Source organism: Streptomyces sp. NPDC005281, from assembly GCF_040607495.1.
Classification (GTDB): domain Bacteria; phylum Actinomycetota; class Actinomycetes; order Streptomycetales; family Streptomycetaceae; genus Streptomyces.
Genome location: NZ_JBEXGX010000015.1, coordinates 159115 through 171211 on the forward strand (window position 1 = coordinate 159115; position 12097 = coordinate 171211).

Genomic DNA, 12097 nt, shown 5'->3' on the forward strand with positions numbered 1-12097 from the left:
TCGCGGGGTGCGGGCCGGTTCAGTGCCTCGGATGCCCCGGTGTGAGCCCGCTCCCCGGTTCCCGGCCCGCTGTCGTGCCGGTGGCGCCGCCCTGCTTGGTGCCGCCGGTCGTGGTTGATCCGGTGGCACCGCCGCCCGTGGTGGTGCCACCGGTGCGAGTGCCGCCCGTGTGCGTGCCACCCGCGGCGCCGGTCGTGCCGGTCGAGCCGCCCGAGGTGTCGGTGTCGCCTGTGGTCCGGCCGTGGGTCTGTCCCCGCGTCGGGCCGTGGCCCGGTGTCCGTCCGTTCGGCGGCGCCGGCCTGCTGCCGTTGGCCCCTCCCTGGGTTCCGTCCAGGCCCTGGCCGCCGTCGGCGGTGCCGCCGCTGTCCTGGCCGCCGGTGGTGTCGGTCGTGCCGGGGTCGTAGAACGAGTCGTCCGGTTCCTCCGCGCCCGGCTGGAGCTGGAGGTCGAAGTCCGCGGCCTCGGTCCCGCTCAGGGCTTCCTGGGTGAACTGGGCCCAGATCTGCGCGGGGTAGCCGCCGCCGTTGACGCGGGCCTGGCCGAGCGCGCCGTACAGGGACTTGTGGGCGCCGGTGCCGGGGTCCTGGCCCATGACGGCGACGACGGTGGCGAGGTCGGGGGTGTAGCCGGCGAACCACGCGGCCGTGTCCTCCTCCGCCGTGCCGGTCTTGCCGGCGGCGGGCCGGCCCGCGTTCTGCGCGGCCTGTCCGGTGCCGCCGTCGACGACGCTCTGGAGCATGGAGGTCGTCGTGTCGGCCGCCTCGCGGCTCACGGCCTGCCGGTCGGCCGGGCCCTGGGCCGGCAGTTTCACGTTCTCCGACCCCTCCTTGGTGATCTTCTCGACGAGGGTGTACGCCCCGTGCCTGCCGTGGTTGGCGAGCGTGGCGTACGCCTCCGCCATGTCGAGGACGCTGGCGGTGGCCGGGCCGAGCGCGATGGAGGGGGAGGCGGTCAGGTCGGGGGTGTCGGCGGGCAGGCCCAGGGCCACGGCGGTGTGCTCCACGTTCACGGGGCCGACGTCGACGGCCATCTGCGCGTACACCGAGTTGACCGACCTGTCGGTGGCGGTGCGTACGGAGATGTCGCCGTAGGACTCGCCGTCTTCGTTCTCCGGTGCGTAGGCGCCGCCGTTCCAGCCCCGCACGGGACGCCGGTCGGTGCCGTCGTAGACGGTGTTCGGGTTGATGGGGCGGCCGTCCTCGGTCTGTGAGCCGTTCTGGACGGCCGAGGCGAAGACGAACGGCTTGAAGGTGGAGCCGACCTGGTAGTCGCGGCGGGTGGCGTTGTTGACGTACTGCTTGGTGTAGTCGATGCCGCCGTACATCGCGCGGACCTTGCCGCTTGAGGGGTCGATGGCGACGCCGCCGGCGCGGACGTAGGTGTCCACCTTGCGGTTCTTCTTGTCGAGCCGGTCCATCACCTGGTCGTTCACGGCCTGTACGAAGGCGTCCTGCTTGGGCTTCTGGAGGGTGGTGGTGATGCGGTAGCCGCCGCGGGTGAGGGTGTCCTCGTCGAGAATCCCGTTCGAGGTCAGATAGGCGGTCACGGCCTGGACGAGGTAGCCGCGCTGGCCCGACAGACCCGCCGATCCCTTGGCCTGCCGGGGCATCGGGAAGGAGACCCGGTCGCGCGCGGCCCGGGTCAGCCACTTCTGTTTGACCATGCCGTCGAGGACGTAGTTCCAGCGGGCGAGGGCCCCGGCCCTGTTCTCGGGGTGTGCGATCACGTCGTACTCGCTGGGCGCGTTGAGCAGGGCGGCGAGATAGGCGCCCTGGCCGACGGTGAGGTCCCGGGCGTTCACGCCGTAGTAGGCCTGGGCCGCGGCCTGGATGCCGTAGGCGTTGCGGCCGTAGTAGCTGGTGTTGAGGTAGCCCTCCAGGATCTCGTCCTTGCTCTTCTCCCGGTCGAGCTTGACGGAGATGAAGAACTCCTTCACCTTCCGGGTGACGGTCTGTTCCTGGCCCAGGTAGTAGTTCTTGACGTACTGCTGGGTGATGGTCGAGCCGGACTGTCTGCCCTTGCCGGTGACGGTGTTCCAGCCGGCGCGGAGCATCGCCTTGGGGTCGATGGCGGACTCGCTGTAGAAGTCGCGGTCCTCGGCGGCGAGGGTGGCGTGCTGGGCGTCCTTGGAGATGTGCTCGAGTGCGACGTTCTCGCGGTTGACGTCGCCGTCGCGGGCGAGCTGGCTGCCGTCGGCGTACAGGAAGACGTTGCTCTGCTTGACCGCGGCGGCGTTCGCGGAGGGGATGCGGACGAGGAAGTAGCCGAGCGCGAAGAGGCCGGTCAGGAGCAGTGCCGTGCCGAGGATCGTGCCGAGCACCATGCGCCAGGTCGGGAGGAGCCGGCGCAGCCCGGTCCGCTTCGGCCGCTGTTTCCCCTTCCCTTTCCCTTTCGGCTTTCCTTTCGGCTTCTGCTTCGTGCCGGGGCTGCCCGGTCCGGCTCCCGACCCCGGCCGCGGGCCTGTCTGCGGTCCCGCCGCGGGGGCCGGGTCCGGGCGGGCGCCCGCCTCCGGTTCCCTGGGCGCCCAGCCCTGGCTGCGCTGCTGCGGCTCGTCGCTCATCTGATCGCCGGACTCCTGTTTCGCGTCGTACGGTCCCGTACGCCCTCGTATGTCTGGTGCGCCCCGTATTGAAGACTCTCGCACCATGTGTTCTGTTCCCCGATCCGGCACGCGTCGCGCCGGAAAATGCCTGGCGGGCCGTGTCCGGCCGGGACTAGGCTCCTGCGTTTTGGCTCAACGCCGACGAAAGGGACGGGTTGTGGGCACGGCGCGGTTGTACGCGGCTGTCGCGGGCAGCGGGTTCCGGCGGTACGCCACCTATCGGGTCGCCACCGCCGCGGGCGTCTTCACCAACACGGTTTTCGGCCTGATCCTGGCGTATCTGTTCATGGCCCTGTGGGACAGCAAGCCGCACCTCGGCGGCTACGACCAGGCGCAGGCGCTCACCTATGTGTGGGTCAGCCAGGGTCTGCTGATGGTCGTCGCGATGATGGGCGGCGGCTTCGAGGACGAACTGATCGAGCGCATCCGTACGGGTGACATCGCGATCGACCTGTACCGGCCGGCCGACCTCCAGCTGTGGTGGCTCGCGCAGGACATGGGCCGGGCGCTGTTCCATCTGCTGGGCCGCGGAGTGGTCCCGCTCCTGTTCGGGGCGCTCGTCTTCGACCTCGCGCTGCCCTCGGACCCGCTGACGTGGCTCGCCTTCCTGGTCGCGGTTGCGCTCGGGGTGGTCGTCGGGTTCGCGATCCGTTTCCTGGTGGCCCTGTCCGCGTTCTGGCTGCTGGACGGTGCGGGGGTCGCTCAGCTGACCTCCATCGCGGGCATCTTCTGCTCGGGGATGCTGCTGCCGCTGAACGTCTTTCCGGGCGCGCTCGGCGAGGTCGTACGGGCGCTGCCCTGGTCGTCGCTGATCCAGGCACCGGTGGACGTCCTGCTCGGCACGGCGGATCCGCTGAGCACGTACGCGGCGCAGGCCGCCTGGGCGGTCGGACTGCTGGCGGCCGGACGGCTGGTGCAGTCGGTGGCGACGCGAAGGGTGGTGGTCCAGGGTGGCTGACCCGGTGGATCGGGGGACGGGGGTCGTGACGGGTCCGGCGGAGGATCGGGGGGCGGGAGTCGTGACAGGTCCGGCGGAGGATCGAGGGACGGGAGTCGTGAAAGGTCCGGCGGAGGTCCATGAGACGGCGGTCCATGAGACGTCGGTTCGTGAGGCAGCGGTCCATGAGACGCCAGGTCGTGAGGCAGCGGTCCGCGAGACGGCTGGTCGTGAGGCAGCGGTCCGGGCGGTGGACCCCCACCCGTTCGAGCGGCAGGGCGCGTACGAGCGGTTGCGGGACGGGCTGCGTGCCTACCGGCTGATCACCGCGATGTGGATCCGCTCCACGATGGCCTACCGGGCCTCCTTCGTGATGACCGCCTTCGGGAACTTCGCGGCGACCGCCCTCGATTTCGCGGCGATCCTGCTGATGTTCTCGCGGGTCGAGCGGCTCGGCGGTTACAGCCTGCCCGAGGTCGCCCTGCTCTACGGGGTGTCCGGTGTGGCGTTCGGGTTCGCGGACCTCGCGCTCGGCTCGATGGACAGGCTCGGGCGCCGGGTGCGCGACGGCACGCTGGACACCCTGCTGGTGCGTCCCGTGCCCGTGCTCGCGCAGGTCGCCGCGGACCGTTTCGCGCTGCGCCGCCTCGGCCGCATCACCCAGGGACTGCTCGTCCTCGGGTACGCGCTCACCGTCCTCGACATCCACTGGACACCGCTGAAGGTGCTGATGATGCCGATGATGCTGCTCAGCGGCGCGGCGATCTTCTCGGCGGTGTTCGTGGCGGGCGCGGCCTTCCAGTTCGTCGCCCAGGACGCCTCCGAGGTGCAGAACTCCTTCACGTACGGCGGCAATACGCTCCTTCAGTACCCGCCGACCGTCTTCGCCAAGGACATGCTGCGCGGGGTGACGTTCGTCCTCCCGCTCGCCTTCGTCAACTGGCTGCCCGCGCTGTACGTGCTGGGGCGGCCCTATCCGCTCGACCTGCCGGAGTGGGTCGCGTTCGCGCCACCGCTAGTGGCGGCGCTGTGCTGCGCGCTCGCCGGGATCGCCTGGCGCGCGGGGCTGCGCGCCTACCGGAGTACGGGAAGTTAGGAGAATTGGGCGTGGCCATCGCCACAGACAGTCAGTCGGCCGGTCCGGGCGGGGAGCCGGGGCCGCGGCCCGGGTTCATCGAACTGGACGGGGTCGAGAAGGTCTTCGACGTGCGCAAGAAGACGGGGTTCCTGCGCGGCGAGCGGCGGCAGGTGCGGGCCGTCGACTCGATCTCGTTCTCCGTCGCGCGCGGCGAGATGGTCGGTTACATCGGCCCGAACGGTGCCGGCAAGTCGACCACGATCAAGATGCTCACCGGCATCCTCACCCCGTCCGCCGGCCGGCTGCGGGTCGCCGGTCTCGACCCGTCGCGGGAGCGCACCCGGGTCGCGCGCCGGATCGGGGTCGTGTTCGGGCAGCGTACGACGCTGTGGTGGGACCTTCCGCTGATCGACTCCTACCGGCTCATGCACCGGATGTACCGGGTGCCGGACGCGCGGTTCCGGGAGAATCTCGACCGCTGTGTCGAACTCCTTGAGCTGGGGCCCCTGTTGGACGTGCCCGTGCGCCAGCTGTCGCTGGGGCAGCGGATGCGCGGTGACATCGCGGCGGCCCTGCTGCACGATCCCGAGGTGCTCTATCTCGACGAGCCGACGATCGGGCTGGACGTGGTCAGCAAGGTGCGGGTCCGGGAGTTCCTGCGGGACCTGAACGCCGAGCGCGGCACGACCGTCCTGCTCACCACGCACGATCTGACCGACATCGAGCAGCTGTGCCGACGGGTGATGGTCATCGACCACGGGCGGCTGATGTACGACGGCGCGCTGAGCGGGCTGCACGAGGTGGGGGAGAGCGAGCGGACCCTGGTCGTGGATCTGGAGCGGGAACTGCCCCCGATCGAGGCGGAGTCGGCGCGCGTGGTGAAGGTGGAGGGGCCGCGCCAGTGGCTCGCGTTCCCGGCCTCGATGTCGGCCGCTCCGCTGGTGGCACGGATCGCGGCGGAGTATCCGCTGGTGGACCTCTCGGTGCGGGAGCCGGACATCGAGGCGGTCATCAGCCGTATGTACGCGGGGAAGACGGTGCTGTAGGGGGCGGTTGCGAGGGCGGGGGACCTCGTAGGCTGCTGTCCATGGCCGACGAACTCCCGGAGCTGCGTGCCTCCGACGCCGATCGTGAACGAGTCTCCGAGCAGCTGAGGGACGCCCTCGCGGAGGGCCGTCTTGACATGGAGGAGTTCGAGGAGCGGCTGGAGGCGACGTACGCGGCCCGTACCTACGGGGAGTTGGCGCCGATCACCCGTGATCTGCCGGGGGCGGTGCCGGCCCCTCGGGTCTCCATGGTCAAGGAGCCTTTGGACGACGGTAGTTGGGGCTCTCGTATCGTCGGTGGTGAGGGTTCGTCCTCGTGGGGCGTGGCGGTTCTTTCCGGGTTCGAGCGCAAGGGCCGCTGGACGGTGCCGAGGCGTTTCAACTGCTTCGCCTTCATGGGCGGTGGTGAGATCGACCTGCGCGAGGCGAACTTCGCGGACCGTGAGGTCGTCATCAACTGTGTCGCTTTCATGGGCGGGTTGAACGTCGTCGTGCCGCCCGGGGTCGAGGTCGTCGTCCGCGGTATCGGCATCATGGGCGGCTTCGACCATCGTGAGGAGGGCCGGCCGGGCGACCCGGGCGCGCCTCGGGTGGTCGTCACGGGCTTCGCCTTCTGGGGTGGTGTGGGCGTCGAGCGCAAGGTCACCCGTGCCGAGCGCCAGCGTCTCAAGGACGAGCGCCGCCAGGAGAAGCTGGAGCGCCGCGAGGCCCGCAAGGAGTTGCAGGGCTCGCGGGACGGTGGCCTCGGTGACATGTACGACGCGCTCGACGAGGCCCGTGACCTGATGCGCGAGCACCACGACGAGCGCCGTGATCGTCACGAGGAGCGCAGGGAGCGGCACCGCGAACGCCGGGAGGACCGCCACCGGCGGCGCGACGACTACTGAAACTCTCGCGCCGGCGGCTGTTGAACTCCCGTGAGTGCGGAGGCGGTTACGGTGGTGCGGCCTTCTCGCGGATCACAGTTCCGCCGGAACAGTTGCCCTCCTCGCGGATCACAGTTCCGCCGGAACCGATCCCTTCAGGGCCTTCAGGTCGAACACCTCGGCCATCCGCCTGAACCCCTTGTCGCTGGGGTGCAGATGATCGCCCGAGTCGTAGTCGGGCCGCAGCCTGCGCGGGTTGTACGGGTCCCGCAGCGCCGCGTCGAAGTCGACGTAGGCGTCGTACACCTTCCCGGCCCGGATCTCCGCGTTCACGGCCTGGCGTACGGCCTCCCGCGCGTCCGTGGAGCCGCGGTGCCCCTGGAAGGGCATCAGGGTGGCGCCGACGACCCGCAGTCCACGGGCGTGCGCCTGTCGCACCAGGGTCCGTAGTCCGTCGGTCACGGTGCTCGGGTCGACCTGGTTCGGGTTGCGCAGGATGTCGTTGACGCCGAGGTCGATGACGACGGCCTTGACGTTCGTACGGTCGAGCACGTCACGTCCGAACCGGCTCAGCCCGCTGGGGTTGTCGGCCGGCCGGCCGGACCCCGCGGCGAGGATCTGGTTCCCGCTGATGCCCTGGTTGACGACGCTGTAGCGGGGCGTGTCACCGGATCCGGCCGAGGCGCGCAGCCGCTCCGCGAGGACGTCGGTCCAGCGGCGGTCGGCTCCCACGGTGGAGGTGATGCCGTCGGTGAGCGAGTCGCCGAGGGCGACGACGGTGCCCACGGACTCGTCGCTGAGCACGTCGAGCGCGGTCAGATAGCGCCAGTACGGGCTCTGTTGGGTGTACGGGCCGGCGCTCACGTCCTCCGTGCGGTCGCCTTCGGCCACGTACGAGATCTGCTGGGCGCGCGGGTGGTAGGTGACCGGTCCCGACGGGGTCGGCGAGTACGTCGTGACGAGGACGTCCACGCCGTGCGGGATGCGCACGCGTACGGCGTCGCTCATGACCTGTCCGCCGGCCGCGACGACGGCCGTCGTGGCGCCGTCGAACGTGAGGCGGCGCATGGTGCCGGCCGCGGCGGCGGCGTCGTTCGCGGTGGCGGCGACGGCGATCGTGGCGTGCGTGACGACCAAGGGAGTCTGTCCGTAGAGATTGGACAGCGTGATGCGGGCACTCGTACCCCCGGCGGCCGTGTGCACGACGTTGCGTACGGAGCGGCCCGCCAGTCCGTCCGGCTCCGTGCCGGGCTCGGCTCCGGCCGGGGAGGCGGACCAGGCGCCGACCCAGGTGCCGGTGGAGGCGGGTGCGGCGTCGTGCGACGTACGGCCACCGGCGACGGCTGCCTTGGCGGCGTGGCCGTCGTCGGCCGCGACGCCGATGTATATGGCTGCGGAAAGGACCACGACCGCGGCAAGGATCGCGGCGAGCAGGGCATAACCGTGACGCTTGGTCATGCGGTGCGTTTCTCCTCGGACGAGGGAGCCCGAGGCTCCGATGTGATCACTCCATGATGCGTCATGGGGTGGGAGGACCTCGACGCGCCCCCTGGGCCCCCTGGTCGATTCCCCATCCGAACAGACGCCGGGAACTCCTGCGCCGTTCCAGGAGTCGGTGAGGAAGAGAGGGAGAAAGGGAGAAAGGGACAATGTGTACGGGGTGCGACGTGGCCTGCGAACGGGTGGAGTGAATGGAACGCACGAATTCGGGTGAAGCGGACGGCACGGAGCAGCATGCCCACCCCGACACCACGACGAACGCAGGCGCCTCCGGCGGCAACACCGGGGACTCGGCGGACGCCGGAGTTTCCGGACAGGTTGGGCACGCCGGGCGCACCGGGGATGCCGGAACCGCTTCGGACCCGGTGACCGGCCGGACGGCCTCCGGGCCGCCGGGGCGGGCGATGAACACCTTCAGCCCCGCCGACGAGGAGAAGCGCCGCGGAGTGCGCCGGATGAAGGCGACCGCGACCGGCCTGCTGCTCTTCGTCGCCCTCGTCTACGTCCTGGCCAAGTGGGCCTCCAACGAGGGCGCGGGCGCCTGGGCCGGCTATGTCGCGGCGGCCGCCGAGGCGGGCATGGTCGGCGCGCTGGCCGACTGGTTCGCGGTCACGGCCCTCTTCCGGCACCCGCTCGGCCTGCCCATCCCGCACACGGCGATCATCCCCACCAAGAAGGACCAGCTGGGCGTCTCGCTGGGCGAGTTCGTCGGCGAGAACTTCCTCTCCGAGGAGGTCGTCCGCCAGCGGCTGCGCGCGGTGGGCATCGGCAGCAGACTGGGAGCCTGGCTCGCCGACCCCGATCACGCGGACCGGGTCACGGCCGAACTGGCCGCCGCGCTCAGGGGCGCGCTGACCGTGCTCCGCGACTCCGACGTCCAGGCCGTCGTCGGCGAGGCGATCACCCGCCGCGCGGACGCCCAGGAGATCGCGCCCGGCATGGGGAAGATGCTGGAGAAGATCGTCGTGGACGGCGGCCACAGACGCTTCGTCGACCTGGTGGTCGCCCGCGCCCACGACTGGCTGGTCTTCCACGACGCCCAGGTGATGGACGCCGTCCAGGGCGGCGCGCCCGGCTGGACCCCCCGTTTCGTCGACAAGAAGGTCGGCGAACGCGTCTACCGCGAGCTGCTCCGCTTCGTCACCGAGATGCGCGACTCCCCGTCCCACCCGGCCCGCGGCGCCCTCGACCGGTTCCTCACCGACTTCGCCTCCGATCTCCAGTCCGACACCGACACCCGCGCGCGCGTGGAGCGCCTCAAGGGCGAGGTGCTGGGCCGCGGCGAGGTCCAGGACCTGATCGCCTCCGCCTGGACGGCCGTACGGTCGATGATCGTGTCCGCGGCCGAGGACGAGCGCAGTGAACTGCGGCTGCGCGTACGGGCGTCCCTGCTGTCCCTGGGCGCCCGGATGGCCACCGAACCCAAGCTCCAGGCCAAGGTCGACAGCTGGGTGGAGGGCGCCGCGGTGTATGTCGTGACGACGTATCGCAAGGAGATCACCTCGCTCATCACGGACACGGTCGCGGGCTGGGACGCCGAGCACACCACACGGAAGATCGAGGCGCACATCGGCCGCGACCTCCAGTTCATCCGCATCAACGGCACGGTGGTCGGCTCGCTGGCCGGACTGCTCATCTACGTGGTGTCGCGGGCCCTGGGGGCTTGACCGGCCGAACTGCGGGAACACGGACGGGGTTCGCCCGACGGAGAGGGAACCCCATGTCCGACCCGGCCGCATCGGCCCCCGTCCCCGCTGCCACCGGCACGGTCACCACGAACGTGCCCTCCCGCCTGGACCGGCTGCCCTGGTCCCGCTGGCACTGGATGATCGTGATCGGCCTGGGGACCGTCTGGATCCTGGACGGCCTGGAGGTCACGACCGTCGGCAACATCGCGGGCCGGCTCTCCGAGCCGGGCAGCGGCCTGTCCATCTCCTCGGCGCAGGTCACCGGTATCGCGGCGGCGCTCTATGTGGCGGGTGCCTGCGCGGGCGCCCTGTTCTTCGGCTGGCTGACCGACCGGCACGGCCGCAAGAAGCTCTTCATGATCACGCTGGTCGTCTACCTCTCGGCGACGGCCCTCACCGCCCTGTCCTTCGACGCCTGGTGGTTCTTCACCTTCCGCTTCCTCACCGGCTTCGGCATCGGCGGCGAGTACGCGGCGATCAACTCGGCGATCGACGAGCTCATCCCGGCCCGGTTCCGCGGCCGCGTCGACCTGATCATCAACGGCACCTACTGGCTCGGAGCGATCGGCGGTGCGCTGCTGTCGATCGTCATGCTGAACACGGACATCTTCCCCAAGGACCTCGGCTGGCGGCTGACCTTCGGCCTCGGTGTGGTCCTCGGTCTGGTGATCCTGCTGGTCAGGCGGCATGTGCCGGAAAGTCCGCGCTGGCAGTTCATCCACGGCCGCGGTGGGCAGGCGGAGGAACTGGTCGCCTCCGTCGAGGAGGAGATCGAGGAGGAACGGGGTGAACCGCTGCCACCGGCGGAGGGCGAGATCACCATCGAGCAGCGCAAGAGCATCGGCTTCGGCGTGATCGCGAAGACGGTCTTCGGCCGGTACCCGAAACGCGCCGTGCTCGGCCTCGCCCTCTTCGTCGGCCAGGCCTTCCTCTACAACGCGATCACCTTCGGCTTCGGCTCCATCCTCACCACGTTCTTCGACGTGCCCACCGGCGGCACCGGCTACTACTTCGCCGTCATCGCGGCCGGCAACTTCCTCGGCCCGCTGCTGCTCGGCAAACTCTTCGACACCCTGGGCCGCCGGGTGATGATCTCCTCGACCTATCTGCTCTCGGGTCTGCTGCTCTTCGTCACCGCCTGGCTCTTCGACCAGGGCACCCTGACCGCGGTGACGATGACGGCCTGCTGGTGCGTGGTGCTGTTCTTCGCGTCGGCGGGAGCCTCCAGCGCGTATCTCACCGTCTCCGAGATCTTCCCCATGGAGACCAGGGCGATGGCCATCGCCTTCTTCTACGCCATCGGTACCGCGGCCGGAGGTATCAGCGGCCCGCTGGTCTTCGCCGACCTCACGAAGTCCGGCGTCGTCGCCGACACGGTGCTCGCGTTCCAGATCGGCGCGTCCCTGATGTGCGCCGCTGGCCTGGTCGCCGTGTTCCTCGCGGTCAAGGCCGAGCGCCGCTCCCTGGAGGACATCGCCGCACCCCTGTCGACGGCCCCCGCGACGGCCGACGCCTCCTCGTCGACGTCCACCGCGCAGGCGACGTGAGTGGTCCGGGGCGCGTGGTCCGGGGTGCCCGTGCGCGAGGCGCGGGCGTGTAGTCCTTGCCGGGGTGCCGGGGTGCCGGGGTGCCGGGGTGCCGGGGTGCCGGGGTGCCGGGGTGCCGGGGTGCCGGGGTGCCCGGGGTGCCCGGGGCACGGGGCACGGGGCAGGGGGCGGGGGACACCCTCCGCCCCCGGGTAACAGGTGGCCGGGGTGCCCAGGTTGCCCGGGGCGGGGGGCAGGTGGCCCGGGGCAGCAGGTGGCTTGGGGCTGGGGGGCGTCCGCACCGCCCAGGGCGCCGGCTTCTGAGTACGCGTACTCTGTCGCGGCTCCGCCGGGCGCGGAACCCTCGTACGCATGACCGAGAAACTGCTCCGCCCCCTGCGAACGCGCCCTTGGCCGGAACGCTGGCTGACGCGTGTGCTCGGCGCCGCCCTCTCCTGCGCGGCGTACCTCGTCTGCCTCCCCTGGGACCTGCGCAACCGGCCCGAGTCGCCGGGTTCCGCCGTGGAGACCACTCCGGTGACGGGTACGGGCGTGCTCGCCCTCGCCGCGGTCCTGCTGCTTCTCGCCGTGCACTTCGGACTCCGGGACGCGCTGGCCTGGCCCCTGCTCCTGGTCGCGGCACCACCGGCGACCCTGCTCTACGTGTCGCTGCGGACCCATCCCGGCCCGCCGGACGGCTTCGCCGAGGTGTGGACGCTGACGTGGGCGGCCGTCACGCTGCTCGGGGCCTCCGCGGTGCTGGTCGCGAGCGCGGTGGCACGGCAGTTCAGGCCGGACCTGATGGACGCGGCGGAAGAGGAACTGTCCCTGGCCGGCCGCTGGTGAGCTGCCTC

9 protein-coding genes are annotated in these 12097 nt (G+C 70.9%); 7 read left to right on the plus strand and 2 right to left on the minus strand.

The genetic code is table 11. The features are described from left to right. Window positions 1-19 precede the first annotated feature (19 nt). Window positions 20-2560, minus strand: a complete 2541-nt coding sequence (locus tag ABZV42_RS22165) for a transglycosylase domain-containing protein (protein WP_356053215.1) — start codon at window positions 2558-2560, stop codon at window positions 20-22. Window positions 2561-2759: 199 nt separating this feature from the next. On the opposite strand from ABZV42_RS22165, the gene ABZV42_RS22170 reads away from it, so the two are divergent. The 4 genes from ABZV42_RS22170 to ABZV42_RS22185 all read left to right on the plus strand — a co-directional run bounded on the left by ABZV42_RS22170 (window position 2760) and on the right by ABZV42_RS22185 (window position 6550). Further along, the gene (locus tag ABZV42_RS22170) at window positions 2760-3560 is read left to right on the plus strand and encodes an ABC-2 family transporter protein (RefSeq protein ID WP_355980697.1); all 801 of its coding nucleotides are present in this window, start codon (window positions 2760-2762) and stop codon (window positions 3558-3560) included. A 229-nt stretch (window positions 3561-3789) separates the two neighbouring features. Then, complete coding sequence (locus ABZV42_RS22175; RefSeq protein WP_355980700.1) at window positions 3790-4635, plus strand: ABC transporter permease; 846 nt, start codon at window positions 3790-3792, stop codon at window positions 4633-4635. A 17-nt stretch (window positions 4636-4652) separates the two neighbouring features. After that, entirely contained in the window at window positions 4653-5663 is a 1011-nt protein-coding gene (locus ABZV42_RS22180; protein ID WP_355980902.1) for an ABC transporter ATP-binding protein, read from the plus strand. Between the two features lie 41 nt (window positions 5664-5704). Continuing rightward, a complete protein-coding gene (locus tag ABZV42_RS22185) occupies window positions 5705-6550 on the plus strand; it encodes a DUF1707 domain-containing protein (protein WP_356053217.1) in 846 nt (281 codons plus the stop codon). Between the two features lie 108 nt (window positions 6551-6658). On the opposite strand, the gene ABZV42_RS22190 is transcribed toward ABZV42_RS22185, so the two are convergent. Then, a complete protein-coding gene (locus ABZV42_RS22190) occupies window positions 6659-7987 on the minus strand; it encodes an SGNH/GDSL hydrolase family protein (RefSeq protein WP_355980706.1) in 1329 nt (442 codons plus the stop codon). 233 nt (window positions 7988-8220) lie between these two features. On the opposite strand from ABZV42_RS22190, the gene ABZV42_RS22195 reads away from it, so the two are divergent. The 3 genes from ABZV42_RS22195 to ABZV42_RS22205 all read left to right on the plus strand — a co-directional run bounded on the left by ABZV42_RS22195 (window position 8221) and on the right by ABZV42_RS22205 (window position 12089). Continuing rightward, window positions 8221-9696, plus strand: coding sequence for a DUF445 domain-containing protein (locus ABZV42_RS22195; protein WP_355980709.1), 1476 nt, complete (start codon window positions 8221-8223; stop codon window positions 9694-9696). 53 nt (window positions 9697-9749) lie between these two features. Continuing rightward, entirely contained in the window at window positions 9750-11264 is a 1515-nt protein-coding gene (locus ABZV42_RS22200; protein WP_356053219.1) for an MFS transporter, read from the plus strand. 351 nt (window positions 11265-11615) lie between these two features. Further along, complete coding sequence (locus tag ABZV42_RS22205; protein WP_355980714.1) at window positions 11616-12089, plus strand: hypothetical protein; 474 nt, start codon at window positions 11616-11618, stop codon at window positions 12087-12089. Window positions 12090-12097 lie beyond the last annotated feature (8 nt).

Bases quoted from the DNA above. Each gene is read 5' to 3' on its own strand.
- ABZV42_RS22165 (WP_356053215.1), bottom strand. From the start codon at position 2,560: ATGAGCGACGAGCCGCAGCAGCGCAGCCAGGGCTGGGCGCCCAGGGAA.
- ABZV42_RS22185 (WP_356053217.1), top strand. From the start codon at position 5,705: ATGGCCGACGAACTCCCGGAGCTGCGTGCCTCCGACGCCGATCGTGAA.
- ABZV42_RS22190 (WP_355980706.1), bottom strand. From the start codon at position 7,987: ATGACCAAGCGTCACGGTTATGCCCTGCTCGCCGCGATCCTTGCCGCG.
- ABZV42_RS22195 (WP_355980709.1), top strand. From the start codon at position 8,221: ATGGAACGCACGAATTCGGGTGAAGCGGACGGCACGGAGCAGCATGCC.
- ABZV42_RS22200 (WP_356053219.1), top strand. From the start codon at position 9,750: ATGTCCGACCCGGCCGCATCGGCCCCCGTCCCCGCTGCCACCGGCACG.
- ABZV42_RS22205 (WP_355980714.1), top strand. From the start codon at position 11,616: ATGACCGAGAAACTGCTCCGCCCCCTGCGAACGCGCCCTTGGCCGGAA.